Genomic DNA, 25,516 nt, shown 5'->3' on the forward strand with positions numbered 1-25,516 from the left:
TGCTAACCAGGACACCCGCCGGACGCCTGTGCGTAAAGGAACGCGTGCGGCGGGCCCCGCCCCCGCCCACGGGGGCGGACGGGCGGTGCGGATACCCTGGGAGCGTGACGTTCCCGGTAGTCGGCATGGTCGGTGGCGGTCAGCTCGCCCGTATGACCCACGAGGCGGGCATCCCCCTCGGCATCAAGTTCAAGCTCCTCAGCGACACCGCTCAGGACTCCGCGGCCCAGGTGGCGGGTGAGGTCGTCGTAGGCGACTACCGCGACCTGGAGACGCTGCGGGCCTTCGCGCGCGGCTGTGACGTGATCACCTTCGATCACGAGCACGTGCCCACCGAGCATCTGCGGGCCCTGGAGGCGGACGGCATCCCCGTGCGCCCCGGCCCCGACGCCCTGGTGCACGCCCAGGACAAGGGGGTGATGCGCGCGAAGCTCACCGAGATCGGCGCGCCCTGCCCCCGCCACCGCATCGTGAAGGACCCGGCCGACGTCGCGGCCTTCGCCGAGGAGGGCGGTGGCTTCCCGGTCGTCCTCAAGACCGTGCGCGGCGGCTACGACGGCAAGGGCGTCTGGGTGGTCCGCTCCGAGGCGGACGCGGCAGAGCCGTTCCGGGCCAGTGTCCCGGTGCTCGCCGAGGAGAAGGTCGACTTCGTACGGGAGCTGGCGGCCAACATCGTCCGCTCGCCGCACGGCCAGGCCGTGGCCTACCCGGTCGTCGAGTCCATTCAGGTGGACGGCGTCTGCGACACGGTGATCGCCCCGGCCCCCGAGCTGGACGAGGCGCTGGCGGGCGAGGCCCAGCAGCTCGCACTGCGCATCGCCTCCGAGCTGGGCGTGGTCGGCCACCTCGCGGTGGAGCTGTTCGAGACCCGCGACGGCCGCATCCTGGTCAACGAGCTGGCCATGCGCCCGCACAACTCCGGGCACTGGACCATGGACGGCGCGATCACCTCGCAGTTCGCCAACCACGTCCGGGCGGTCCTCGACCTCCCCCTCGGCGACCCGCGCCCCCGCGCCCCCTGGACGGTCATGTGCAACGTCCTCGGCGGCGACTTCCCGGACATGTACCAGGGCTACCTGCACTGCATGGCGCGCGACCCGCAGCTCAAGATCCACATGTACGGCAAGGACGTGAAGCCCGGCCGCAAGGTCGGACACGTCAACACCTACGGCGACGATCTGGCGGACGTGCGCGAGCGCGCCCGGCACGCGGCCGACTACCTGCGAGGAACGATCACCGAATGACTTCCCCCGCCTCCGCCGCACCGGTCGTCGGCATCGTCATGGGCTCGGACTCCGACTGGCCCGTGATGGAAGCGGCGGCCAAGGCCCTGGACGAGTTCGGCATCCCGTACGAGGTCGACGTCGTCTCCGCCCACCGCATGCCCCGCGAGATGATCGCGTACGGCGAGAACGCGGCGGGCCGCGGCCTCAAGGCGATCATCGCGGGCGCGGGCGGCGCCGCCCACCTGCCCGGCATGCTCGCCTCGGTCACCCCGCTGCCCGTCATCGGCGTCCCGGTCCCGCTGAAGTACCTGGACGGCATGGACAGCCTGATGTCCATCGTCCAGATGCCGGCCGGCATCCCCGTCGCCACGGTCTCCATCGCCGGCGCGCGCAACGCCGGGCTGCTGGCCGTCCGCGTCCTGGCCGCCGCCGACCCCGAGCTCCAGGGCCGGATGACGGAGTTCCTGGGTGACCTCAACGACCAGGCGACCGAGAAGGGCAAGCGGCTGCGGCAGAAGGCGGCGGGCGCGGAGTCCTTCGGCTTCTGAAAGCAGGCACCATGACGGACCGACTGGACCAGGCCCGGGAACTCCTCGCCGAGTACCCCGTGGTCGACGGACACAACGACCTGCCCTGGGCGCTGCGCGAGCAGGTCCATTACGACCTGGCCGTACGCGACATCGCCACCGACCAGTCGGCCCATCTGCACACCGACATCCCCCGGCTGCGGGCCGGGGGCGTCGGAGCCCAGTTCTGGTCCGTCTACGTGCGCTCCGACCTCGCGGGCGACGCCGCCGTCAGCGCGACCCTGGAACAGATCGACGTCGTCGCCGAACTCCTGGAGCGCTACCCGGCCGACCTCCGGCGCGCCCTGACCGCCGACGACATGGAGGCGGCCCGCGCCGAGGGCCGGATCGCCTCGCTGATGGGGGCCGAGGGCGGCCACTCCATCGACAACTCGCTGGGCACCCTGCGCGGACTGCACGCCCTGGGCGTCCGCTACATGACGCTCACCCACAACGACAACATCGCCTGGGCGGACTCCGCGACCGACGAGCCCGGCGTGGGCGGCCTCTCGCCGTTCGGCCACGAGGTCGTCCGCGAGATGAACCGCACCGGCATGCTCGTCGACCTCTCGCACGTCGCGGCGACGACCATGCGGGACGCGCTCGCCACCTCCGTCGCGCCGGTGATGTTCTCGCACTCCTCGTCCCGCGCCGTCTGCGACCACCCGCGCAACATCCCCGACGACGTCCTCGCGCAGCTCCCGGCCAACGGCGGCATCGCCATGGCCACCTTCGTGCCGAAGTTCGTCCTGCCCGACGCCGTCGCCTGGACGCAGGCCGCCGACGAGAACCTGCGCGCGCACGGGCTCCACCACCTGGACACCACCGAGCACGCGATGAAGCTGCACGCCGCGTTCGAGGCGGCGCACCCGCGCCCCGTCGCGACCGTGGCCACCATCGCCGACCACCTCGACCACATGCGCGAGGTCGCGGGCGTCGACCACATCGGCATCGGCGGCGACTACGACGGCACCGCGTTCCTCCCGCAGGGCCTGGAGAGCGTCGCCGGCTACCCGAACCTGATCGCGGAGCTGCTGGGCCGGGGCTGGTCCGCCGCCGACCTGGCCAGGCTCACCTGGCGGAACGCCGTACGGGTGCTGCGCGACGCCGAGGACGTGGCGCGGGACCTGCGCGCCCGGCGCGGCCCGTCGCACGCCACGATCGAAGAGCTGGACGCCCCGGCGGCCTGAGCCACCGGGACGCCCGCCCGATCAGCAGGCGCAGAGGCAGAACGGGTGCCCCGCCGGGTCCGCGTACACCCGGAAGGTGCGCTCCCGGTCGTCCGCCTCCAGCACCGTCGCGCCCAGCGCCAGCACCTCCCGCTCCGCCGCGTCCAGATCGTCCACGGTCAGATCCAGGTGGAACTGCTGCGAGGCGTCGGCGCTCGGCCACTTCGGCGGTACGAAGCCGGGCGCGGCCTGGAAGGCGAGCGGGGCGCCCGCGCCGCCCTTGAGGTCCACCCAGTCCTCCTGCTGCTCGACCGTGCCGCCGATCAGCGCCGCGTAGAAGTTCGCCAGGGCGACGGGGTCGGGGCAGTCCAGGACGACGGCACCCACTGCGGCCAGAGCCATGTTGCTTCCTCCTCGGGCAGACTTCGGACAGGCCGTACCAGTGTGCCCCGGAGGTCAGGCCGTCGGGCGGCCCATCGCGCGGAAGGTCCAGCCGGCCTCGCGCCACGCGGCCGGGTCGAGCGCGTTGCGTCCGTCGAGGATGATCCGGTGGCCCGCGACCGCGCCCAGCGCCTCCGCGTCCAGGTCGCGGAACTCGCGCCACTCCGTCAGGTGCAGCACGACGTCCGCGCCGCGCACCGCGTCGAGCGCGCTCTCCGCGTAACCGAGGGTCGGGAAGACGCGGCGGGCGTTCTCCATGCCCTTCGGGTCGAAGACGGTGACCTGACCGCCCTGGAGGTGGATCTGGCCGGCCACGTTGAGCGCGGGGGAGTCGCGTACGTCGTCCGAGTCCGGCTTGAACGTGGCGCCCAGCACGGCGACCCGCTTGCCGAGGAAGGAGCCGCCGCCCACGGCCTCGCGGGCCAGCTCGACCATGTGGCCCCGGCGGCGCATGTTGATCGAGTCGACCTCGCGGAGGAAGGTGAGCGCCTGGTCGGCGCCCAGCTCGCCGGCGCGGGCCATGAAGGCGCGGATGTCCTTGGGCAGGCAGCCGCCGCCGAAGCCGATCCCGGCCCGCAGGAACTTCTTGCCGATGCGCTCGTCGTGGCCGATGGCCTCGGCCAGCTTCGCGACGTCGCCGTCGGCGGCCTCGCAGACCTCGGCCATGGCGTTGATGAACGAGATCTTGGTCGCCAGGAAGGAGTTGGCGGCCGTCTTCACCAGCTCGGCGGTCGGGTAGTCCGTCACGACGAACGGGGAGCCCTCGCCGACCGGGACGGCGTACACCTCGCGCAGTACCTTCTCGGCCCGCTCGCTCGTCACACCGACGACGATCCGGTCCGGGTGCAGGGTGTCGTCCACCGCGAAGCCCTCGCGCAGGAACTCCGGATTCCAGGCCAGCTCGGCGTCGGCGCCCACGGGGGCCAGCTCCGCGAGGCGGGCGGCGAGGCGGGCTGCGGAGCCGACGGGCACGGTGGACTTGCCGACGACGAGGGCGGGGCGGGTGAGCAGCGGCGCCAGCGAGTCGAAGGCGCTGTCGACGTAGGACATGTCACACGCGTACTCGCCGTGCTTCTGCGGGGTGTTCGTGCAGACGAAATGGACGTCGCCGAACTCGGCGACCTCCTCCCAGGAGGTGGTGAACCGCAGCCGCCCGGTGGCGCCCTCGATGCCCGCGACGTGCCGCTGGAGCATCTCCTCCAGGCCCGGCTCGTACATCGGGACCCGGCCGGCGGACAGCATCTCGATCTTCTCGGGCACGATGTCGAGGCCCAGGACCTCGAAGCCGAGCTCCGCCATGGCCGCGGCGTGCGTGGCGCCCAGATAGCCGGTGCCGATCACGGTGATCCTGAGGGCCATGAAGTGCTCCTGTGAGATGCGGACAGAGATGCGGTGCACGAGCATAGTCCCGCCCGTGAAACCTCCCATTTCCGGCTGTCGCGCAGCTCACGGCCCGAGCGCGTATGCCGGGGGCGGGTCGAACGCCTAAAATTGGGTTACTTAACGGTAGTTAGCACCCTGGGGAGTGAGCGTCTTGGCGGGTTCGACCGATTTCGACCTGTACCGTCCGGCTGAGGAGCACGACATGCTCCGTGAGACGGTGCGTGCGCTCGCCGAGGCGAAGATCGCCCCGTTCGCGGCCGCGGTCGACGAGGAGGCCCGCTTCCCGCAGGAGGCGCTGGACGCCCTCACCGCCGCCGATCTGCACGCGGTCCACGTACCGGAGGAGTACGGAGGCGCCGGCGCCGACGCGCTCGCCACGGTCATCGTGATCGAGGAGGTGGCCCGCGCCTGCGTGTCCTCCTCCCTGATCCCCGCCGTGAACAAGCTCGGCTCGCTCCCGGTCGTCCTGTCCGGCTCCGAGGCCCTGAAGAAGAAGTACCTGGGCCCGCTGGCCAAGGGCGACGGCATGTTCTCGTACTGCCTCTCCGAGCCGGACGCGGGCTCCGACGCGGCCGGCATGAAGACCCGCGCCGTGCGCGACGGCGACTTCTGGGTCCTCAACGGCGTGAAGCGCTGGATCACCAACGCGGGCGTCTCCGAGTACTACACGGTCATGGCCGTCACGGACCCGGAGAAGCGCTCCAAGGGCATCTCGGCCTTCGTCGTCGAGAAGTCCGACGAGGGCGTCTCCTTCGGCGCTCCCGAGAAGAAGCTCGGCATCAAGGGCTCCCCGACCCGCGAGGTCTACTTCGACAACGTCCGCATCCCCGCCGACCGCATGATCGGCGAGGAGGGCACCGGCTTCGCCACCGCGATGAAGACCCTGGACCACACCCGCATCACCATCGCGGCCCAGGCCCTCGGCGTCGCCCAGGGCGCGCTGGACTACGCCAAGGGCTACGTCCAGGAGCGCAAGCAGTTCGGCAAGCCGATCGCGGACTTCCAGGGCGTCCAGTTCATGCTCGCCGACATGGCCATGAAGCTGGAGGCCGCCCGCCAGCTGACGTACTCGGCCGCCGCCAAGTCCGAGCGCGTCGACGCCGACCTCACGTTCTTCGGCGCCGCCGCCAAGTGCTTCGCCTCGGACGTCGCCATGGAGATCACCACGGACGCGGTCCAGCTCCTCGGCGGCTACGGCTACACGCGGGACTACCCGGTGGAGCGCATGATGCGCGACGCCAAGATCACCCAGATCTACGAGGGCACCAACCAGGTCCAGCGCATCGTGATGGCGCGCAACCTGCCGTAACGGGACGTTTTACGAGCGCACAGCCCCCGGCCGCGATGCCGGGGGCTGTCGCATGCCTGCGGTGATCAACCGCGTGTCAAGCCGTTGCTAGGCTGCGGGCGTTGGCCAGGGCATCACAGTGGGGGAGCGGGCCGTTGGACGCGACGGATGTCTTCGAGCCGCTTCAGGCGAACGACCCGGCCGAGGTGGCCGGCTACCGGCTCGCCGCCCGGCTCGGCGCGGGAGGCATGGGCCGGGTCTACCTCTCGCACACCGCGGACGGCCGGGCCGTGGCCATCAAGGTCGTACGCCCGGAGCTGGCGGACGATCCGGACTTCCGGCGGCGGTTCGGCCGGGAGGTCCGGGCGGCCCGGCGGGTGCGCGGCGCGTACACGGCCGAGCTGATCGACGCCGACCCGGAGGCCGCGACGCCCTGGCTGGCCACGCTGTACGTGCCCGGGCCCTCCCTCACCCAGGCCGTGGCCCGGCGCGGCCCGCTCCCGGTGCCCGCGCTGCTGTGGCTGATGGCGGGCATGGCCGAGGCGCTCCGGGCCATCCACGCCGAAGGCATCGTCCACCGTGACCTGAAGCCGTCCAACGTGCTGCTCGCCTCCGACGGGCCGCGCGTGATCGACTTCGGCATCGCGCTGGCCGTCGACGGGACCTCGTACACCACGACGGGGCACCCGATCGGCACCCCCGCGTACATGGCCCCCGAGCAGGCGTCCGGGGAGGGGGCCACGGCGGCGAGCGATGTCTTCGCCCTGGCCCAGACGGCGGCGTACGCGGCGCTGGGCAAGCCGCTCTACGGTGACGGACCCGGCGTCTACGTGCTGTACCGGATCATCCATTCCGAGCCCGACCTGACCCTGCTGCCCGAGCCCCTGCGGCCGCTCCTCGCCCGCTGCCTGGCCGCGGACCCGGCCGAGCGGCCCGACCCGGCGGAGATCGCGGAGTGGTGCCGGCAGCGGCTGGGCGCGGAGGCCGACGCGGAGACTGCGCCCGCCGTGTGGGGCGAGATCGGCGGCCCGGAGACCGAGGTCCCGGCCCCGGTGCCCGAGCCCACCCCGGTGCGGACGGATCCCTGGGCCGGGCCTCCGCCCGCACCGGTCGAGCGCGGGGCGCGCAGGCGGCTCGTCGCACTGGTGTCGGCCGTCGGCGTGGTGAGCGCGCTGCTGGTCCTCGGGCTGGCCTGGCGGGCGATGGGGCCGATGGGCGGGGGAGAGCACCGGGCCGACGTCAAGGCGTCGGAGTCGGCCACTCCCTCGTCGGGGGTGCGGAAGACGGCGCCGGAGTCGGCGGGCAGGGTCGCCGACGCGCTGACCGAGCCGAGCGCGTCTCCCTCGCCCCGTGAGCCGCAGGCGGAGCCGTACGCCCAGGTCACGGTGGACACGAAGCGCTCGGTGAATCTCGCGAATCCGTACAAGGAGTTGAACGGAGACGAGGGCGATATCCGCTTCAGCTGCAAGTCGGTCGGCTGCGAACTGAACAGCGACACGAGCGTGTTCGTGGCGATGCCCGGCAAACCGGGCGCCACGCTCGACGAGTGCCGTCTGTTTCTCAACCACAGCAAGAGTCACAACCTGCCGCTGGCCACCTCGGCGAACGGCAGCGAAATCTGCGTCAAGAACGCCTCGGGGGACATCGCGCTGTTCGTGATCGCGACGAAGTCGACCGCGATGCCCGGCGTCGCCTTCGTCCTGGGTGACGTCACCGTCTGGCGCAACGCGGCCTAGCGTTCCCTACGCCTCGCCCTTGCGCCGCACCATCTCCCCGATCCACACCGGCGCGTACGGCGAGGTGCAGCCCCGGGGCGTCGGGTAGTCCTTGAGCACGCCCAGCCGCTCCCCGATGTCCAGCGCACGGGCGCGGTGCTCCGGGTGTTCGATGCCGATCTGGGCGAGGCAGGTGTTCATCGCCCACTGGAGCCGGTCCGGGGCGTCACGCATCTCCGCCTCGATGACATCGAGCAGCGCGCCCAGGTCCAGCCCGTCGGGCCGCTTCACGACCCGGTCGGCGGTCAGCGCCCACCCGGCGCTCGCGACGACCGGATCGGGGTCCTCCGTCCAGGCGAGGCGCAGCTCCTCCGCGTGCGGGCTCTTCTTCACCACGTAGCCCACGAGCCAGTCGTGCACCTTCGGCGCCCGCGCCTCGCGCAGCATGCGGTCCAGCTCGCCTTGCGTGTACGCCTTCGGCCGGCAGACCAGCAAGGCGACGAGCCGCGCGGCGGTGTCGTCGGTCTCCCACAGGTCGACGGCCAGCTCCTGCCGCTTCCCCAGCCGCTTGGCGACGGCGCGCAGCTTGCTGAGGTTCACCCCGTGGTCGTCCCCGTGCCGCGCGTTGACGGCGCGGGCCTTGGGATCGTCCAGGGCGGCGAGCTCGGCCAGGACGTCGGTGGCGGTTGTTTCCGTCATGCGGTGCGGAAGACTTCCTCGGCCGAGGAAGCCGTCGCGGCCCGCTGGAGCCATGCGTGCAGGAGCCGCGGGTCGGTGCAGGTGGTGATCTTCTCGCGGTCCGCGTCGGTGAGGGAGATGCCCCGTACCCCGAGAAGCAGGAGGAGACCTTCCGCCCGGCCCTCGTCCCGGATCTCCTCCGACATGGCGGACTTGTGGAAAGAGGTGTCCACGGCCACCAGGTTCCTCCACTGTTGTGCGACCGGACGACTGCCCAGGCCCTGAGCGGTGAGCTCGACGATGGGGTCGGTGATGTTCTCGGGCGCGTCCCGCAGTGCTGCGGGCAGCGTTTCCAGTATGGCACCGACGTCGGGATTGTCGGCATGTGTGATGGCCGCGAGGGTGGCGAGTGATACGGGCGGAGGGATATCGGCACCGAGCGCCTCGGACACCCGGGAGAAGAGCCCCGGGTACTCCTGGAAGATGCGGTGCATCGCCTCGTGGGGTGAGCTGACCATGCGGGTCCGTTCGGTGGTCTGGCGGTTCAGGGTCTACAGCAGTCGCGGCACTGGCCCGGTTCCGGGGCGCGGAAGGCTCGGTTGCAGTCGTCGCAGTTCTGGAGGGGGATGACGGTGGGCGGGGCGGACGGGGCCGGGAGTGGGGGTGGCAGGAGGGCCGTGATCCGGTGGCGGAGGAGTCGGGCCGGGTGGGCGAGGGGCGCCGGGAGGTCCGTGGTGAGGGCCCGGCGGATGGCGTCGGGGTGCGCGTCCCGTTCGAGCCAGGCGGCGACCCCCGGTGCGAGGGTGGCGATGTCCGCCTCGGAGAGCGTCAGCACGGGTGCGTGGCGGCGGAGGTCGGCGAGAAGCAGGGCGGCGCTCCGATGGAGCGGCTTCGGGGTGGGGTGCGGCCGGGGCGGGGGTGCCGGGGCGGCGGTGCGGTCGTCCGGCACGGCCGGCGGCGGAGTCGTGGCGCGCGGGGCGGCGTACGGCTCCCGGGGCGCCGGGGGCGTCGCGTACGGCCGGTTGTGCGACTCCGTACGCGTGCGTACGCGGCCGTCCCGCAGGCGTACGCGGATGCGGCGCAGGTAGCCCGCCGCCTCCAGCTCGCGCAGCGCGGCGGCGATCCGCATCTCGCTCTCCGGGAAGCGCGCGGCGAGCACCTTGACGCCGATCTTCGCGCCCTCGGGCAGTGACTGGATGTGGACGGCGAGCCCGATCGCGAGGAGGGAAAGGTCTCCGTGCTGCGCGAGGTGGTTGCCGATGACCGTGAAGCCGGACGTGTGGCGGGAGTTGACGTGGATGACACCGGAGGTCGGTGTGACGTCGTGGGGAGTGCCGGGGGAACCGGGCGGGGCGCACGAGGGCGCGATAGCCTGCTGGGCAGTCATCGGGAAGCTCGTTTCTTCCTCGGTGGTCAGGCCTCGGCAGGGATTGCAGTCCCGGTCGGGGCCGACTCGTGTCTGGGGGTTGTTTCCGCGAGCATATGCCCGACAACCGACCCTAAATCCAGCTCAGTTGGCATTTGTCACCCGCGCGAGTGATCAGCGTTCGTACCGGGTTCGGGTGGGGTGGGGTTGGGTTCTTTCCCAGGGTTCTTTCAAAGCAATTGACGTCGTGGCGCACCGGGTCGCGGGATTCCGCGATCCGGTGGACCGCGACGCGGAATCCCGCGACCCGGTGGACCGCGACTGCTTGACGACCTCTTGGGCGCGCACGGCATTCACGGCCTCTTGCAGACGGAGGGGCACGCTCGTGCGCTCCTGGAGACCCGGCAGCCGTCCTGTTCGCCCGACGAGGTGGAGCGCGGGGTCGCGGCCCGAATGGCACGACGCGCGATTTTCGAGCGCACACCGGCCCCGACGCTCAGTTTTGTTCTGGAAGAGGCTGCACTGCGTCGGTCCATCGGCGGAAGGGCCGAGTGGCGACGGCAGTTGGAGCACCTGCTCGTCATCGCACAGCTGAGGAACGTGTCCCTGCGGATCATGCCGCTCAATTGCGAGACTCACCCTGGACTGGACGGTGGGATCGAGGTGCTGAAGTTCGGGGACGGCACGGCTGTCGGTCGTTCGTGGGGTGCGTTCAACGTACGCCCGGTCACCGACCCGAAGCAGCTCCGGATCCTGGAACTGAGGTATGGGATGATCCGGGCCCAGGCCCTCACGCCGGCGGAGTCACTGGCCTTCATCAAGCAAGTGCTGGGAGAGACATGATCGACAAACCCTCCACCGGGGACGTTCCTGCGACGAGTTGGTTCAAGAGCAGCTTCAGCGACAGCAGCAGTGGCAACAACTGCGTCGAGGTTGCCGCCGCCCCCGGCGCCGTCCTCGTTCGGGACTCCAAGGACGTCCACCGTCCCCACCTCGCGCCGACACCGCGTGCCTGGGCCGCCTTCGTCACCTACGCGGCCCACGCCGCATGACGCACCCCCACCTGCCCACCACCGAGGCCGCCGTCACGGCCGTGCGGGAAGTCGCCAAGGCGTACAACCTGGCGCTGACGGTCACCGATGACATCGGAGCCGACCAGACCTCGCGGCGGGAGTCCGCCGGGGCGTTCGCCGTGGTGGACGCGGACGGGTCGCTGCCGCACGAGGCGTTCGTCGAACTGGGCGGGGCCCCGGCCGTCACCGTGCAGGTCTTCCCGGAGGACGACGCGCGGATCACCGTCGACGGGGTGGTCTTCGAGGACGTGCCCCGGAACTCCGTGCCCGCGTTCCTGCGGTCCGTGTACGGCGGGATGGCGTACGTGAAGGGCCGGTTCTTCCCGCCGGGGCAGTGGCTCGTCGTGCCGTTGCCCGGGGACGAGACGTACAAGGAGCTGGTGCCGCGCGCCATGCTCAGCCCCTGGCTGTCCCGTAACTTCCGCAGTGCCTGAGGGCCCCGAGGACATCGGGCCCCTCGTCCGGCTCTTCGACGCGCTCGGGGCCGAGGACGCCGAGGGATGGGCCGAGTCCGAGGCCGAGGAGGGGCTGCCGCAGCTGGCCCGGTTCCGGTTCCTGCGGATGGTGTGGCAGGACATCGACGCCTGGAGCACCACCGCGTCCGACTGGGTCGCCGCCTACCGCCGGACGGGCGCGGCCGGTGGCGCCGTCGAGCGCGCCGTACGCCTCGGGCTCACCCCCGAAGAGCTGGGCGAGATCGCCCGCGAGGTGGCCAGGGAGACCGCGTTCGCCCTGCTCCAGGGGCTGGACGACCCGGCGCGGGGCGACGAGCCGGAAGAAGTGGCGGGGCGGCTGCCCGGGTGGTCCCTCGCGGAGCTGTCCGCGCGCGCCGAGCCCACCGGACGCGTCCTCGGCGCCCTGCACGAGGACCTGAACGAGGCGGAACCGCAGAGCCCGACCAGTCGTATCTGAAGGAGACGGAACCACCGACCCCGACCCGCCGTGCCGGAGGAGACGGAACCGCAGACACCGACCAGCCGTACCGGAGGAGACACCGTATGACCGCGTTCGACGTGATGGAGCGGCGGATATGGGGCGGGCGGGCCGACGCCTACGCCCGCACCGCCGCCCGGCTCTGCGTCCACACCGTGCCCGCCCTGCTGGACGCCGCCGGTGTCGCGCCCGGGACCCGCCTGCTCGACGTGGGGTGCGGCAACGGCAACGTGACGGCCGCCGCCCTCGGGCGAGGCGCCGCCGTCCGCGCCGTGGACGCCGAGCCCGGCATGGTCGAGGCGACCCGGCGCGCGGCTCCCGGGGCCGAGGTGCGCTCCGGGGTACTGCCCCAGCTGCCGTATGCCGACGGGGAGTTCGACGCGGTCGTCGCCAACTTCGTGCTCAACCACGTCGGCCGCCCCCTGGAGGCCCTGGTCGAGATGCGCCGGGTCACCCGCCCCGGAGGCACGATCGCGGTCACCATCTGGCAGCTGCCGGGCGCCCCGGGCCAGGCGCTGGTGGGCCGCGCCGCCCAGGCCGCCGGGATCACCCGGCCCGGCTGGATGGCCATGGTGGACGAGGAGCACAACTTCGCGCGCACCCCGGACGGCCTGGCCGCGCTGCTCACCGCCGCCGGATTCCGAGACGTGCAGGGCGCCACGCACGCCTGGGACCACCGCGCCGCCCCGGACGACTGGTGGGCGGGTCCCGCCGCCGGAATCGGCTCGATCGGCACCTTGCTCACGAGCGCCGGGCCGGAGGGCGTGGCGGCGGCCAGGCGCGAGTACGACGCGCTGTGCGGCGAATTCCTCGCGGACGACGGCCTGCTGACCCTGCCGCACGCGGCGGTGCTGGCTCAGGGCAGGGTGTAGGAGACGCCCGGCTGCCAGGGCGGCGGGTCCGCGACGAGGCTCTCCAGCCGGGCGCCCGCGAGCAGGCAGTCCAGGGCCCAGCGGTTCGCCGAGTGGGCGATCAGGAGGACCTGACCCCCGTCCCACTCGGCCGCCAGGTCCCGCAGGAACGCGGCCGTCGCCCCCGCCACGTCCCGGTAGCTCTGGCCGCCGCCGGGCCACGGGCGGTCGATGTGGCGGGTGCGCAGGGGATGCAGGACGGCGGTCGGGGCGCCGTTCAGCTCCCCGTAGTCGCACTCACGCAGGCGCGCGTCCTGGCGGAGGACCGGGATCTTTGTGCCCGCGAACGCGATGCGGGCCGTCTCCACGGCGCGGGCCAGGTCCGAGGTGTAGACGGCGTCGAGCCCGGTGCCGCGCCGCCGGTCGCCCAGTTCGGCGGCCTGGCGGCGTCCCGTCGGGGAGAGCCGCCCCGGAAGCCATCCCGTGGCGATGCCCGCCTCGTTGTCGGTGGTCGTGGCGTGCGACTCGTACACGATCCGGACAGGCATGGCGGCTCCGCAACTGGGGAGGAGGCGCGGGGGCGCGCCCCTCAGTTCTCCGTGACCGTGACCTTCTCGTCGTTCTTCAGCTGCTCCACCAGCTGCTTCACCTTCGTCTTGTCCCAGGCCAGGTTTCCGCCCACGTTGCCCGCGATCGGCATGTTCATCGACGTGCCGTCCCCGCCCGTGACGCCCTTCATCGCGAAGAACATCTTGCCGAGCGACCAGAGCGACATGTCCTTGTCGACGATCAGCGTGTCCAGGCCGGCACCCATCGTCGGGTACAGCTTGAACGGGTTGATGATCGTGGAGAAGGTCGCCGTCTGGCTCGCCAGCGCCGCGAGGAACTTCTGCTGGTTCTTCGTACGGTCCAGGTCCGAAGTGAAGGCGTGGCGGGTGCGGACGAAGGCCAGGGCCTGCTGGCCGTCGAGGGTCTGCTTGCCGGCCGGGAAGTCCGCGCCCGACCACTTGTCCTTGAACGCCTTCGGGATGTCCAGCTCGACCCCGCCGATCGCGTCCACGATCTTGGCGAAACCGCCGAAGCCGATCTCGACGTAGTGGTCGATGTGCAGGCCGGTGTTGAACTCGACCGTACGGACCAGCAGCTCGGGCCCGTCCGTGGCGTACGCGGCGTTCAGCTTCGTCGTCTTGCCCGTGCCCGGGTATTTCTTGCCCGACTCGGAGCCGATGAACGACGGGATCTCGACGTTCGAGTCACGCGGCAGCGAGACCAGCGTCGGGCCGTTGTCGCCGGTGTGCAGGATCATCATCGAGTCGGTCCGCTTGCCGTCGGCCGAACCCGTGTGGAGCCGCTTCTTGTCCTCGGACGTCATGCCCTCGCGGCTGTCCGAGCCCACGATCAGGTAGTTCGTCCCCTTGCCCGCCTCCGGCCGCTCGATGACCTTCGACAGGTCGACGGCGCGGTTCAGCTTGGAGTCGGCCCAGAAGTACGTGCCCACGGAGACGCCGAGCAGCGCGACGACCAGGACCAGCGCGCCGATCCTGATCCGGCGGCCCCAGTTGGGCGCGGGTCTGGGGCGGCCCTGCGCGGGGCCCCGGTCGCCGCCGCCGGAGCCCGGTCCGTGGCCGCCGCTGCCGGCGCCGTAGACCTGGCCCGTGTTGTACCCGCTGTCGTAACCCTCGTCGTACTGCGGGTAACCGCCGTCGTAGCCCGAGGGCTGCTGCGGCACCGGGCGCTGCCTCGGCGGCGCGGGGCGCTGCGGGGGCGGGGCCGGGCGGCGCTGGACGTGCGGCATCGAGCGGGCGCTCTCGGGCCGCTCGCTCGCGCTGCCCTGCCCGTAGCGGTCACCGCTGCGGTTGTCGTCGGTCCAGCCGTCGGGCCAATCGTTCATACGGACCAGTGTGCAGGCCGGGGCCGCCCCTCTTACAGGGCAGGAGGAAAATCGCACCAGGGCTGTTGCGAAGCTGATGCATTGCGACGGTGTTCGGGCCCCCGCATAAGGTGGACGGTATGACAGATCACGCTCCGCGCCCGGAGAGCGACATTCCGGGCAAGCCCACCGCGGCCTCCCGGACCACCCTCAGCCACATCATGACCGGCAGCGACACCAATCTGCTGGGTACGGTGCACGGCGGCGTGATCATGAAACTGGTCGACGACGCGGCGGGCGCGGTGGCCGGCCGGCACTCCGGCGGCCCCGCCGTCACGGCCTCCATGGACGAGATGGTCTTCCTGGAGCCGGTCCGCGTCGGCGACCTCGTGCACGTCCGCGCCCAGGTCAACTGGACCGGCCGCTCCTCCATGGAGGTCGGCGTCCGGGTCATGGCCGAGCGCTGGAACGAGTCGACGCCCGCCACCCAGGTCGGCAGCGCGTACCTGGTGTTCGCGGCGGTCGACGCGGACGGCCGGCCCCGCCCCGTACCGCAGGTGATCCCGGAGACCGAGCGCGACAAGCGGCGCTACCAGGAGGCCCAGATCCGCCGCACGCACCGGCTGGCGCGGCGCCGCGCGATCAGGGAGCTGCGCGAGAAGCGGACTGCCGAGGGTATCGAGGACTGAGGACGCGGGGCGGGCGGGGACCGGGAGGCGCGGGGCTCACCCCCTGGACGGTCCCGCCCTCAGACGCCGGACGGGCTGGAATCGCACGTCACCTCGTCGCCCTTCACCGCGCCGAACCTGCCCGGCTCCGGCTCCTCCGCGTGGACCCGCTCGACCTTCCGGTAGTCCTCGCCCGCCGTCACCCGCATCGTCGCCCCCTGCCCCGGCACCGCCCGCAGCTCCGCCCCCGGCAGCGCCGCCGCCAGGGTCTTCGCGGACCGGTCCCAGCGCGGGTCGTACGTGACCAGGGTGCGCTTCAGGTCGTGCTGCGGAGCGGTCAGCGGGGCCCGGGTCGTGTCGAAGCCGGTGGCGTGCAGCGCCGCGTCGGCCTTGGTGCCGAGGCCGTCCTTCGCGGTGCCGTTGTAGACCTGGACGCGGATCTGCTGCGGCGGGACGTCCACCTTCTTCGCGGGGGCCTTCGCGGCGGGCCGGGCGGTGGTCAGGGGTTTGTCCTCGCGCAGCGCGGTGAAGAGCTGCTTCGACTTGACCGGGTCCCACTTCACCGTGGAACCGATGCCCTTCACCTGGTAGGCGACATCCCCCATCGGCACCGAGGCGAATTCGGACGAGGCCGCCGAGAAGCCCCGCATCGCCTGGCCGATGGAGAGCATCTGCTCCGTGTCGAAGCCCCGGTCGGCCCGTACGGACTTCAGCATCGTCGAGGCGACCTCGCGGAACTTCACCGGATTCAGCAGCACCCCGCTGCTCGTCGCCTGCTTGATCAGCGAGGCCATGAACTTCTGCTGGCGCTGCATCCGGCCCAGATCGGCGGCCCCGTCGATGTGCCGGGACCGTACGTACTGGAGCGCCTGGCCGCCGTCGAGCGTGTGGGGGCCGGGCGCGAGGTCCAGGCCGGTGTAGGAGTCCTTCAGCGGGCGAGTGGTGCAGATCTTCACCCCGCCGAGGGTGTCGACCGTGGTCATGAAGCTCGTGAAGTCGACCTCCAGATAGTGGTCGATCTTGACGCCGGTCATGTGCTCCACGGTGCTCACGGTGAGGCCGGGCCCGCCCTCCGCGTACGCCGCGTTCAGCTTCACCGGATGCGCCGCGTGCTCCTCGCCGGTCGTACGGTCCCGATGGGCCGGGATCTCCGCGTAGCTGTCGCGGGGGAGGCTGACGACGCTGGCGCGCTGCTCGTCGGCCGAGAGGTGCACCAGCATGATCGTGTCCGTGCAGTGGCAGGGCGCACCGCCCAGCCGGTACTTCCGCTTCTCGTCCTTGGTGATCTTGTCGCGGCCGTCGGTGCCGACCAGCAGCAGATTCATGCCGCGCCCGCCCGCGGGCCGGTTCTTCATGTCCTTGAACGGATCGACGCGGTCGATCCCGCTCTCCAGGTTCGTCACGACCGCGTGCCCGATACCGCCCGCCCCGAGCACCAGGACCGAGAACCCGGTCGCCACCCGCATGCCCCAGCGCGGCCGCTCGTCCTGCTTTCTCCGCCGCCGGCGCCGCGCGGGCGCGGGGCGGGGCCGGGCGGGACGGGGGGAGCGGGGCGGCGTGGGCACGAGGGACACCTCCGCGGTGCGAGGGGGACCGTTCGCACGGTAGGCCCATATGATCCTCATCCCGGGAGGCCGCCCGGCGGCGCGCGCCGCTGTCCCCCATTCGCGGTAACGTGGCGGCCGAATACCGCCTGGTGGGGTACGAGCCCCCGGCGCCCCCGAGGACCACCCGAGGACCACATGTCTGCCGCGCAGCCTCCCGCCGTCTCCGTGATCATGCCGGTGCTCAACGAGGAGCGCCATCTCCGTAACTCCGTACGCCACATCCTGGAGCAGGAGTACGCGGGCGAGATGGAGGTCGTGATCGCGCTCGGCCCCTCCACGGACCGTACGGACGAGATCGCCGCCGAGCTGGTCGCGGAGGACCCCCGCGTCCACACGGTGCCGAATCCCACCGGACGCACCCCCGCCGCCCTCAACGCCGCGATCAAGGCGTCGAGCCACCCGATAGTCGTCCGCGTCGACGGCCACGGCATGCTCTCGCCGAACTACATCGCGACCGCCGTCCGGCTCCTGGAGGAGACGGGCGCGCAGAACGTCGGCGGGATCATGCACGCCGAGGGCGAGAACGCCTGGGAGGACGCCGTCGCGGCGGCCATGACCTCGAAGATCGGCGTCGGCAACGCCGCCTTCCACACCGGCGGCCAGGCGGGCCCCGCCGAGACCGTCTACCTGGGCGTCTTCCGCCGGGAGGCGCTGGAGAAGGCCGACGGGTACAACGTCGAGTTCATCCGCGCCCAGGACTGGGAGCTGAACTTCCGCATCCGCGAGTCCGGCGGACTGATCTGGTTCTCGCCCGAGCTGCGCGTCCAGTACCGCCCGCGCCCCTCCGTCCGGGCGCTCGCCAAGCAGTACAAGGACTACGGCCGCTGGCGCCACGTCGTCGCCCGTTACCACTCCGGCTCCATCAACCTGCGCTACCTGGCGCCCCCGACCGCCGTCGTCGCCATCGCGGCCGGTCTCGTGGTGGGCGCCGCGGTCACCCCGTGGGCGCTGATCGTCCCCGGCGGGTACGTCGCGGCGATCGTCGCGGGCTCCCTCCCGGCGGGCAAGGGCCTGTCGCCGAAGGCCCGCGCGCAGATTCCGGTCGCGCTGGCGACCATGCACATGTCCTGGGGCTACGGCTTCCTGACGAGCCCGCGCTCGCTGGCGAAGAAGGTCATCGCGAGCCGCCGCCCGGCCATCGCCGAGCCGGGCGCACCGGTGGCCTGAGCCGCGTACGACGAGAGGGGGCGCCCGGTCCGGCCGGGCGCCCCCTCTCGCGTACCGCCTGTCAGCTCTTTCCGTCCCACCGGTAGACGGAGTAGATGTCCATGCACTGGCCCTTGTCGGCGGCGTTGATGTCGTCCGCGCCGTCCGGAAGGTCACCCGCCTCGACCTTGGGGGCCTTGTACGCGGTGCCCTCGCGCCAGTCCGCACCGACGACGACGGTCAGCCCGCCGGCCTTCGGGTCGGCCTTGACCGCGGTCGTCGGGAGGCCCAGCGCCTTGGCGACGGACAGCGCGTCCGACTTGCCCTGGTCCCCGTCCTCCTTGGCGTACCGCACCACCGTGTCCTTGAGCGGCTCCGGGTCCTGCGAGGTCTCGGCCGCGGCGAAGCCCTTGCCGTGCAGGAGGTCGGCGACCTCGGTGGCCCGCCCGTCCTTGGGCGCCTGGCCGACGCCCGTGCCGTTCACCACCGAGATCCCGAGGGTCGCAGGGGCGGCGGCGGGAGGACCGGACGGGCTCGCGGACGACGAGGGCTTCTTCTTCTCCTTGCCGTTCTTGTCGAACGCGACGTCCTCACGGAGCAGCCGCCACAGGGCGTCCGCGGACTTGTCGATCGGGACGAGCTTGTTCCGGTCCTCGGACCACTCGGCCGTCGGCATCGTAGCCATGGTGATGCGGTCGATCGGCACGCTCTTGAGCTGCATCGACAGGTCGTAGAGCTTCTTCACCGAACGGATCTCGTCGGAGACCTGGAGGGCCTTGGTGGCCGTCTCCGCGAGATTCGTCAGCCGGCCCGCGTCCGACCAGAGGTTCTGCTTCTTCAGCGTGCGCAGCATGGAGTTCATGTACATGTGCTGCGCCTTGGCGCGGTTCTGGTCATTGCCGAAGGCGTGCCGGGTGCGCAGCCACTGAAGCGCCTGCTTGCCCTTCACCGTGCTCGTGCCCGCCGGCAGCTTGAGCCCGGAGCCGCCGCGTACGAGGCGGGTGGGCTTGTCCCACACCCCCGTCTTCACGCACACGTCGACCCCGCCGATCGCGTCCGCCATGGCCACCACGCCCGCGAAGTCGAGCATGATCCAGTGGTCGATGTACACGCCGGTCAGCTTCTCCCACGTGGTCAGCGTGCAGCCGGGACCACCGCGCTGGAGGGACTCGTTGATCGGCTTGTTGTCCGTCGCGGGGTACTTCGTACCGGTCTCGGAGTCCGTGCACTCCGGGATGTGGAGGATCGTGTCGCGCGGGATGCTGACCAGCGAGGAGTTCTTCCGGTCCGCCGAGATGTGCAGCAGCATCTGGACGTCGGCCCGGGGCTTGTCCCCGGCCGTGTCCCTGCTGCCGCCGAGCTTCACGTTCTCCGCGCTGTTCCGGCTGTCCGAGCCGATCAGCAGGATGTTGAGCGGGCTCTGGCCCTCGGCGTTCGGCGCGGCCTTCTTCACACCGCTCTCGCCGCCGCTGCGGGCGCTGCTGCGGATGTTGTTGTTGAGGTGCCGGTAGTAGAGGTATCCGGCGGAGGCGGTGCCCAGGACGAGCACCGCCATGGATATCGCTATCCACTTGAACACGCGGCGTTTCCGGGACTTCTTGGCAGCCCGTTTACGCGACTTGCCGCGCCGGTGGCCCGCGCGGCCGCCGGCGGCCTCGCCCGTCCCGGTAGGACCGGGGCGCGCGCCGTCCCGGTCGCCGACGCCCTCGTCCCCGCCCCGCCGGCGTGAGTGCGTCCGCGACCGCGTCCCCTCCTCGGGCGTGCTGCTCCGTCCCACCAGGACCCCCCTGCTGCTCAGACTCGTACGGTGTGGTGACGCGGTGTCACTTGGAGCACCCCGCGGATGCGGCGCTGGACTTCTCGATGTCGATCTTCTTCGGCGCCGTGATCGGCGTACCGGCCGCCTGGAAGTCCTTGCCCAGCGTCAGCACCATCGCCTGAAGCCCCTCGGCGTCGGTGGTGCCCGGCTTCATCGCGGAGCCGGGAAGCCCCATCATCTCCGCGAGGGCACGGGCCTGGTCCGCCTGGTTCGGGGCGTACTCCAGCGTCGTCCTGGCGATCTTCTCGGGCGCGTTGGCCTTGTTGGTGGACTTCAGGACGCCCTTGGTGTTCTGCAGCCAGGTGACCGTCTGCTGAGCACCACCGGCGACGTCTCCACCGTTGTACACATCGACCCGGACGTCGGCCGCGGCCGCCTTGGTTCCCTTGAGGAGCGCGTCCTGCTTGCTCTTGGCCTTCTTCTTCTGCGCGGCCACCTCGGTGAGCGAGGTGTCGTCGCGCAGCATCGAGAACAGCTGCTCGGCCTGCGTCGGGTGCGGGACGACCGTGACGGGCCTGGGCTCGTCGGGGTTGTCGATCACCGGCATGGTGACGAACGTGATGTTCTTCGTGTCCGTCTTGGTGATCTCCTTGGCGAGCGTGCTGAGCTTCTTCACGTCGCCGATGGGCTTGTCGACGGTCAGCGCCTTGGTCGCCGCGTCCGCCACCTTGAACAGCTTCGTCGGGCTGGTCAGCGTGTCGTCCGACTTGGCCTGCTTGATCATCGACCCGATGAACTGCTGCTGGCCCTTGATCCGGTCGAGGTCGCTCCCGTTGGCGTAGGCGTGCCTCGTCCGTACGAACGCCAGCGCGTCCTCGCCCTCGACCTTGTTCGGACCGGCGGGCAGCTTGAGGTGGGACTTCGGGTCGTCGATGGCGTGGTCGAGGCAGATGTTGACGCCGCCGACCGCCGTGGACAGGGTCTTCACCGCGTTGAAGTCGACCATCATGAAGTGGTCGATCTTCACCCCGGTCAGCTCCGTGACCGTCTTCATCGTGCAGCCGGGGTTGCGGCCGGACTCGCCGAGGCTCCGGTTGAACCGGACGTGCTGCAGACCCGGGATGGTCTTCTCGGAGCCGTCCTCCTGCTTGTAGCTGCAGTCCGGGATGTCGGTGATGAGGTCGCGCGGGATGCTCATCGCGGTGGCGTTGGTGCGGTCCTCGGAGACGTGGAACAGGATGTTCGTGTCCGCGTGGCCGACGCTGCCCTTGTCGCCGTAGCCCTCGTTGCCCTTGCCGGTGCGCTTGTCCGTACCGATGATCAATATGTTGATCGGGGCGTTGGCGGTGACGACGTCCTTGTTCCCGTTGTCGCCGATGTCCACGGTGTTGATGTTGCCGTTGAGGCGCTGGTAGAGCCAGTAGCCGCCGGCCGAGACGCCCACGAGCACGAACGCCATCGCGCCGCCCGTCCACAGCAGCGCCTTCTTCTTGCGCGACTTGGGGGCCTTGCGCTTACGGCGGCCCGGGCCGGCCTCGCCGGATTCGGGGCGCTGCTGTCCGCGCGTGCCGTTCGCCGACCGGCGCCCGCCCTGGCGAGGCACCTCGGTGGCGCGCCGCGGGGAGTCACCGGCGGGGGCACGACGAGGGGTGCTCGACGGCCCGCGCTGGGCCGGAGGGGCCGAGGACCGGGGGGTGTTCCCTCCGGAGTGGTTCAGTCGCAGTTCGTAATCGCCGGTGTCCGGGTTGAGAACCCACTGGTCTGCGGGATCATCCATGTTGTCCGCCCGCCCACGGCTTTGCGCATCCACGGTTGCTCGAGTCCTCCGTCGGTGCCACGCGAGGCGCCTCCCCCGAAAAGGCGCTCAGTCTTTCTCTCCAGAAGTGCGCGGCCGGACGGCCGGGAGCACCGGATCGCGTCACACTATCCGTCTCATTCGGCGTCCAGCGACGCGCGTGACACATTCCACGGCCCTTACAACCGGGCATTCTTCCCATTGTGCGCGGAATGTTGGTGTCTGTTTGGCCATTGCTTTACCGCTTGCACAGGTCGGTCGCGGCATTGTTCCCCGAATACGTGGGTGTGGGCGACGGCCCCGAGGCGTCGGCCGAGTCCGGATTCTTGTCATCGCTCTTGCCGTCGCCCTTGAGCTTGCCGGCGGGCACCACGGCGACCGGCTCGTCGTCGCGGAGTTGCTTGAACAGCTTGTCCGCGTCGGGCTGCACCAGTTCGTCCCGGTTCCTGTCGAGGTGGTACGGCTGCCGGGGCACCGTCAGGAACTGCACCTTCTCGGTGGGGACGTCACGCATGCCCCGCACCAGGTCGTAGAGGTCCTTCAGGCTGTCCAGGCCCGGATCGGTGGTCAGCGCCTTGGTGGCCGCGTCGAGCACCGGGTAGAGGCGCGTCGGGTTGAGCAGGACGCCGTTGCTCTGCACCTTGTTGACCAGCGCCCCCAGGAACTGCTGCTGGCGGTCCATGCGGTCGGTGTCGCTCCCGTTGCCGAGCGACTTCCTGGCCCGTACGTAGCCGAGCGCCTGCTCGCCGTTGAGCTTGTGGCGGCCCGCGTCGAGCTTGAGGTGGGCGTCCTTGTCGTCGACGGACTCCTTGAGGCAGATCTCCACCCCGTGCACCGCGTTGACCATGTCCTTGAAGCCGTTGAAGTCGATGACCATGTGGTGGTCGATGCGGATGCCCGTCATCTTCTCGACGGTCCGGATGGTGCAGGCGGTCCCGCCCATCTCGAAGGCCCAGTTGAACTGCGCGAACTGCGCCCTGGTGGCGGTCTTGTCGGCCTTGTGGCAGGCCGGGATGTTCACCATCAGGTCGCGCGGGATCGACATCGCGGTCGCGCTCTTCCGGTTCGCCGCCAGGTGCAGCAGGATCGTCGTGTCCGAGCGCTGGCTGCCACCGTCGTCGCGGCCGTACTTGCGGTTGTCGCCGGCCCGGCTGTCCGAGCCGATCAGCAGGATGTTCTCCGCGTCGTGCACGACGGAGACCGGCCGCTCCTTCTCGTACGCCTTCAGCTCGGCCGCCGCCGAGGTGTCCGTCCGGATGTTGCCGTCCAGCTTCTTGTACAGCCACCAGCCGACGCCCGCCCCGACGAGCACGACGAACGAGGCGCCGAGGGCGGTCCAGCGCAGCCAGTGGCGCTTGCGCTTGACGGTGATGTCCAGTCCCGAGCGCCCGGCCCAGCCCTCCGGCGATTTCCCCGGGGCGGGCCCGGGACCGCTGCCGGACCCGCTGCGGGTCTCACCGCCGGGTGCGACGGCCGCGCCGGGCTCGCCCTTCTCGCCGGGCTCGCTCTCCTCGGCGGGCGTGGCCTCGGCGCCGGGCTCGCTCTCCGCGGCGGGCTCGCTCGCCTTGCCGGGTGGGGGCGCGTCGGGTGTCCGGTCCTCGCCCGCGGCCGAGTCGTCGGGGTCGCCCGGAGTGCCGGCGCTATCGGTCACGTCTGCGTCCATCCTTCACGTTCGGCGGCGCGCTGGGCCGCCGGTCGCAGAAGTAGACGGCTGAACCTCACGCTTGGTTGTGCCTCGGCTGGTCTGTACGGCAGATCATGTACCGGAGTCGAGCGCCGACACGGGGGACTCGGCCCACGATGGGCCGGACGGGTGCCCCGCTCGTGCCGCTTGTCATACCGTCAGCGTGACCCGCTCGCTCTCCACCCGCTGCGCCAGCGCCTCCGCGCCGAGCTGGTCGAGGTGGCGGCACAGGACCACGGAGCCCCCGGTGGCCAGCGGCGCGTAGAGCCCGGCGGCGAGCCCGTCCCAGGTGTCGTACGTACGCCCCGTCAGCAGCCGTGAACCGGCGTCCAGCCCCAGCGCCGCCCCGTCCGCCCGGCCCCGCGCCACCAGCTCCGCCGCCGTGAAGGAGCCCCCGCCCACCGTCAGCGCCGGCGCGTCCGGGTCCACCGGGGCGAACGGCGCGAACCGGTCGCCCTGCCCCGGCACCTCCACCGCGTAGTCCGCGAAGCCCTCGGGCGTCTGCGGGAACCGCCCGCCCAACGGGCGCAGCGCCAGGGCGATCCGCTCGCCCCGGCAGGCCCGGGCCGCGTCCAGCGTGTCCGGGCCGGAGACGACCAGGTCGGCGGCGGCCGGGTCGCCCTGCACCTCGGCGACCACGCCGACCGAGGCACAGGCCAGCAGCCAGACCGCGGACTGCCAGTGCGCGGGGAGCAGCAGCGCGAGCCGGTCGCCGGGCTCGGCCGCCAGATCGCCCTGGAGCAGGTTGGCGGTCTTGGCCACCCAGTTGGCGAAGGTGGCCACCGACAGCTCGACGCGCTCCCCGGTGGCGTCGTCGTAGAAGGTGACCAGAGGGCGGGCCGGGTCCGCGGCGAGCGCGGAACGCAGCAGGTCGGCAGGGGTGCGGTCGCTGGCGTTCATGGGCGGAAGCGTACGCGGCCGCGCACACGGGCCCGCCGGCCGCGCAACCGAATGCCCGGGAGCGCGTCTCTACAAGGAACCGGGGACCGGCCGGGCCCCGCCGTCGGAGGGCGCCCCCATCCGGTCTGCATACACTGGCCAGCCGAAGAAGCTGTTGCCCCATCCCCGCTGGGCCCGGGGCATCCGGGATGGGACGACAGCTTCACACGACGCCCGGCCCCAGCAGGAAGCGAAGACAGTGCTGTGACAGAGGCAAAAGAAGCGATCCTCCTGGTCGGCGGCAAGGGAACCCGGCTGCGCCCGCTCACGGTGCACACGCCCAAGCCCATGGTTCCGGCGGCGGGCGTCCCCTTCCTCACGCATCAGCTGGCGCGTGCCCGGGCCGCCGGGGTCGAGCACATCGTCCTCGCCACCTCGTACCTCGCCGAGGTCTTCGAGCCGTACTTCGGCGACGGCTCCTCACTCGGCCTGCACATCGAGTACGTCACCGAGCGCGAACCGCTCGGCACCGGCGGAGCCATCCGGAACGTCGCCCACCGCCTCGCCTCGGGCCCGGACGAACCGGTCCTCATCTTCAACGGCGACATCCTCACCGGGCTCGACATCAGGGCCCTGGTCACCTCGCACGCGGACTCCGGCGCCGATGTCTCCCTCCACCTGACCCGGGTCGAGGATCCGCGCGCCTTCGGCCTCGTGCCGACCGACGACACCGGCCGCGTCACCGCCTTCCTGGAGAAGCCGCAGACGCCCGAGGAGATCGTCACCGACCAGATCAACGCGGGCGCGTACATCTTCCGCCGCTCGGTCATCGACACGATTCCGGCCGGCCGGCCCGTCTCCGTCGAGCGCGAGACCTTCCCCGGACTCCTCGCCGACGGCGCCCACCTCCAGGGCATGGTCGACTCCACGTACTGGCTGGATCTCGGCACCCCGCAGGCGTTCATAAGAGGCTCCGCCGACCTGGTGCTCGGCCGCGCGCCCTCCCCGGCGGTGCCGGGCCGCTGCGGCGACCGCCTCGTCCTGCCGACCGCCTCGGTCGCCTCCGACGCCAAGCTCTCCGGCGGTACGGTCATCGGCGACGGCGCGGTGATCGGCGCGGGCGCCCGGATCGACGGCTCCACCGTGCTCGCGGGCGCGGTCGTCGAACCCGGCGCGGTGATCACGGACTCCCTGGTCGGCGAGCGCGCCAGGATCGGCAGCCGTACGGTGCTGGCCGGCGCGGTCGTCGGCGACGGCGCGGAGGTGGGCGCCGACAACGAGCTCCGCGAGGGCGTACGCGTCTGGTGCGGAGCGCGCCTCCCGGACGCGTCGGTGCGGTTCTCCTCGGACGAGTGAGCGACCCGGCTGCTCCGGCCCGTACGCGGACCGGGTGGCCGGAAATCGCCGTACCCTCGACAG

24 protein-coding genes and 1 pseudogene are annotated in these 25,516 nt (G+C 71.4%); 13 read left to right on the top strand and 12 right to left on the bottom strand.

Going from position 1 to position 25,516, the window contains the following annotated elements; genetic code table 11:
* Nucleotides 1–44: 44 nt before the first annotated feature.
* The 3 genes from ACFZAT_RS20145 to ACFZAT_RS20155 are packed head-to-tail and all read left to right on the top strand — an operon-like array spanning nt 45 to nt 2,982.
* On the top strand, nt 45–1,244 hold the full coding sequence (locus ACFZAT_RS20145) for a 5-(carboxyamino)imidazole ribonucleotide synthase (protein ID WP_391265572.1): 1,200 nt from the start codon (nt 45–47) through the stop codon (nt 1,242–1,244).
* On the top strand, nt 1,241–1,774 hold the full coding sequence (gene purE, locus ACFZAT_RS20150; protein WP_018104029.1) for a 5-(carboxyamino)imidazole ribonucleotide mutase: 534 nt from the start codon (nt 1,241–1,243) through the stop codon (nt 1,772–1,774). The genes ACFZAT_RS20145 and purE overlap by 4 nt, the downstream gene beginning before the upstream one ends.
* An 11-nt stretch (nt 1,775–1,785) precedes the next feature.
* Entirely contained in the window at nt 1,786–2,982 is a 1,197-nt protein-coding gene (locus ACFZAT_RS20155) for a membrane dipeptidase (protein ID WP_391265573.1), read from the top strand.
* Nucleotides 2,983–3,003: 21 nt separating this feature from the next.
* Here ACFZAT_RS20155 and ACFZAT_RS20160 read toward each other — a convergent pair whose 3' ends face one another.
* Complete coding sequence (locus ACFZAT_RS20160; protein WP_391265574.1) at nt 3,004–3,363, bottom strand: VOC family protein; 360 nt, start codon at nt 3,361–3,363, stop codon at nt 3,004–3,006.
* A gap of 54 nt (nt 3,364–3,417) precedes the next feature.
* Nucleotides 3,418–4,761, bottom strand: a complete 1,344-nt coding sequence (locus ACFZAT_RS20165) for a nucleotide sugar dehydrogenase (RefSeq protein WP_391265575.1) — start codon at nt 4,759–4,761, stop codon at nt 3,418–3,420.
* A 175-nt stretch (nt 4,762–4,936) separates the two neighbouring features.
* Between ACFZAT_RS20165 and ACFZAT_RS20170 the strand changes: the two genes are divergently transcribed.
* Nucleotides 4,937–6,094: an acyl-CoA dehydrogenase family protein gene (locus tag ACFZAT_RS20170; RefSeq protein ID WP_391265576.1), complete on the top strand. Its 1,158-nt coding sequence runs from the start codon at nt 4,937–4,939 to the stop codon at nt 6,092–6,094.
* A 134-nt stretch (nt 6,095–6,228) separates the two neighbouring features.
* A complete protein-coding gene (locus ACFZAT_RS20175) occupies nt 6,229–7,809 on the top strand; it encodes a protein kinase (protein ID WP_391265577.1) in 1,581 nt (526 codons plus the stop codon).
* A 6-nt stretch (nt 7,810–7,815) separates the two neighbouring features.
* On the opposite strand, the gene ACFZAT_RS20180 is transcribed toward ACFZAT_RS20175, so the two are convergent.
* The 3 genes from ACFZAT_RS20180 to ACFZAT_RS20190 are packed head-to-tail and all read right to left on the bottom strand — an operon-like array spanning nt 7,816 to nt 9,853.
* The gene (locus ACFZAT_RS20180) at nt 7,816–8,487 is read right to left on the bottom strand and encodes a DNA alkylation repair protein (RefSeq protein WP_391265578.1); all 672 of its coding nucleotides are present in this window, start codon (nt 8,485–8,487) and stop codon (nt 7,816–7,818) included.
* On the bottom strand, nt 8,484–8,984 hold the full coding sequence (locus ACFZAT_RS20185) for a hypothetical protein (RefSeq protein WP_391265579.1): 501 nt from the start codon (nt 8,982–8,984) through the stop codon (nt 8,484–8,486). Before ACFZAT_RS20185 ends, ACFZAT_RS20180 begins: the two co-directional genes overlap by 4 nt.
* 26 nt (nt 8,985–9,010) lie before the next feature.
* A complete protein-coding gene (locus ACFZAT_RS20190; RefSeq protein ID WP_391265580.1) occupies nt 9,011–9,853 on the bottom strand; it encodes a helix-turn-helix domain-containing protein in 843 nt (280 codons plus the stop codon).
* A gap of 324 nt (nt 9,854–10,177) precedes the next feature.
* On the opposite strand from ACFZAT_RS20190, the pseudogene ACFZAT_RS20195 reads away from it, so the two are divergent.
* The 5 genes and pseudogenes from ACFZAT_RS20195 to ACFZAT_RS20215 all read left to right on the top strand — a co-directional run.
* Nucleotides 10,178–10,675 (top strand): annotated as a pseudogene (locus ACFZAT_RS20195) (DUF5753 domain-containing protein); the annotation flags it as partial.
* The gene (locus ACFZAT_RS20200; RefSeq protein ID WP_391265581.1) at nt 10,672–10,884 is read left to right on the top strand and encodes a DUF397 domain-containing protein; all 213 of its coding nucleotides are present in this window, start codon (nt 10,672–10,674) and stop codon (nt 10,882–10,884) included. The pseudogene ACFZAT_RS20195 and the gene ACFZAT_RS20200, both read left to right, overlap by 4 nt.
* The gene (locus ACFZAT_RS20205) at nt 10,881–11,339 is read left to right on the top strand and encodes a hypothetical protein (RefSeq protein WP_391265582.1); all 459 of its coding nucleotides are present in this window, start codon (nt 10,881–10,883) and stop codon (nt 11,337–11,339) included. Before ACFZAT_RS20200 ends, ACFZAT_RS20205 begins: the two co-directional genes overlap by 4 nt.
* Complete coding sequence (locus tag ACFZAT_RS20210; protein ID WP_391265583.1) at nt 11,332–11,817, top strand: hypothetical protein; 486 nt, start codon at nt 11,332–11,334, stop codon at nt 11,815–11,817. The genes ACFZAT_RS20205 and ACFZAT_RS20210 overlap by 8 nt, the downstream gene beginning before the upstream one ends.
* 86 nt (nt 11,818–11,903) lie before the next feature.
* On the top strand, nt 11,904–12,710 hold the full coding sequence (locus tag ACFZAT_RS20215; protein WP_391265584.1) for a methyltransferase domain-containing protein: 807 nt from the start codon (nt 11,904–11,906) through the stop codon (nt 12,708–12,710).
* Here the strand turns inward: ACFZAT_RS20215 and ACFZAT_RS20220 are convergent.
* Together ACFZAT_RS20220 and ACFZAT_RS20225 are read right to left on the bottom strand one after the other, a co-directional pair.
* A complete protein-coding gene (locus tag ACFZAT_RS20220; protein ID WP_391265585.1) occupies nt 12,695–13,237 on the bottom strand; it encodes a histidine phosphatase family protein in 543 nt (180 codons plus the stop codon). The two genes, ACFZAT_RS20215 and ACFZAT_RS20220, sit on opposite strands and share 16 nt — an antisense overlap.
* 41 nt (nt 13,238–13,278) lie before the next feature.
* The gene (locus tag ACFZAT_RS20225; RefSeq protein ID WP_391265587.1) at nt 13,279–14,580 is read right to left on the bottom strand and encodes an LCP family protein; all 1,302 of its coding nucleotides are present in this window, start codon (nt 14,578–14,580) and stop codon (nt 13,279–13,281) included.
* Nucleotides 14,581–14,699: 119 nt separating this feature from the next.
* On the opposite strand from ACFZAT_RS20225, the gene ACFZAT_RS20230 reads away from it, so the two are divergent.
* A complete protein-coding gene (locus ACFZAT_RS20230) occupies nt 14,700–15,248 on the top strand; it encodes a hotdog domain-containing protein (RefSeq protein ID WP_391265588.1) in 549 nt (182 codons plus the stop codon).
* 59 nt (nt 15,249–15,307) lie between these two features.
* On the opposite strand, the gene ACFZAT_RS20235 is transcribed toward ACFZAT_RS20230, so the two are convergent.
* On the bottom strand, nt 15,308–16,693 hold the full coding sequence (locus ACFZAT_RS20235; RefSeq protein ID WP_391265622.1) for an LCP family protein: 1,386 nt from the start codon (nt 16,691–16,693) through the stop codon (nt 15,308–15,310).
* A 276-nt stretch (nt 16,694–16,969) separates the two neighbouring features.
* On the opposite strand from ACFZAT_RS20235, the gene ACFZAT_RS20240 reads away from it, so the two are divergent.
* Nucleotides 16,970–18,001, top strand: coding sequence for a glycosyltransferase (locus ACFZAT_RS20240; RefSeq protein WP_391265589.1), 1,032 nt, complete (start codon nt 16,970–16,972; stop codon nt 17,999–18,001).
* Nucleotides 18,002–18,062: 61 nt separating this feature from the next.
* On the opposite strand, the gene ACFZAT_RS20245 is transcribed toward ACFZAT_RS20240, so the two are convergent.
* The 4 genes from ACFZAT_RS20245 to ACFZAT_RS20260 form a co-directional block, all read right to left on the bottom strand.
* Nucleotides 18,063–19,535 (bottom strand): LCP family protein, encoded by a 1,473-nt coding sequence (locus tag ACFZAT_RS20245; RefSeq protein WP_391265623.1) that lies wholly within the window; start codon nt 19,533–19,535, stop codon nt 18,063–18,065.
* Nucleotides 19,536–19,803: 268 nt separating this feature from the next.
* Complete coding sequence (locus ACFZAT_RS20250) at nt 19,804–21,516, bottom strand: LCP family protein (protein WP_391265590.1); 1,713 nt, start codon at nt 21,514–21,516, stop codon at nt 19,804–19,806.
* A gap of 256 nt (nt 21,517–21,772) precedes the next feature.
* On the bottom strand, nt 21,773–23,185 hold the full coding sequence (locus ACFZAT_RS20255; RefSeq protein ID WP_391265592.1) for an LCP family protein: 1,413 nt from the start codon (nt 23,183–23,185) through the stop codon (nt 21,773–21,775).
* Between the two features lie 183 nt (nt 23,186–23,368).
* Entirely contained in the window at nt 23,369–24,118 is a 750-nt protein-coding gene (locus ACFZAT_RS20260) for a TIGR03089 family protein (protein ID WP_391265593.1), read from the bottom strand.
* 243 nt (nt 24,119–24,361) lie between these two features.
* Between ACFZAT_RS20260 and ACFZAT_RS20265 the strand changes: the two genes are divergently transcribed.
* A complete protein-coding gene (locus ACFZAT_RS20265) occupies nt 24,362–25,453 on the top strand; it encodes an NDP-sugar synthase (protein ID WP_073864804.1) in 1,092 nt (363 codons plus the stop codon).
* Nucleotides 25,454–25,516 lie beyond the last annotated feature (63 nt).

The organism is Streptomyces sp. NPDC008163 (genome assembly GCF_042956885.1).
GTDB lineage: Bacteria > Actinomycetota > Actinomycetes > Streptomycetales > Streptomycetaceae > Streptomyces > Streptomyces drozdowiczii_A.